General features: G+C 70.1%; 1 pseudogene. It reads right to left on the reverse strand.

Annotated features, from left to right (window positions below):
* A pseudogene (locus tag IA22_RS37965) lies at positions 1-201 on the reverse strand (hypothetical protein); the annotation flags it as partial.

Raw genomic sequence — 201 nt, forward strand, 5'->3', positions numbered from 1 at the left:
ACGTGCGCGTTGGTCCCGCTGATCCCGAACGACGACACCCCCGCACGACGCACCCGCTCACCCCGCACCCACTCCCGCTCCACATCCAGCAACCGGACCCGCCCCGCACCCCACTCCACCTTCCGCGACGGCACCCCCGCGTACAACGAACGCGGCAACACCCCCTCCCCCAACGCCAACACCATCTTCATCACACCCGCC

This window comes from Kitasatospora papulosa, assembly GCF_000717245.1.
GTDB classification, from domain to species: domain Bacteria; phylum Actinomycetota; class Actinomycetes; order Streptomycetales; family Streptomycetaceae; genus Streptomyces; species Streptomyces papulosus.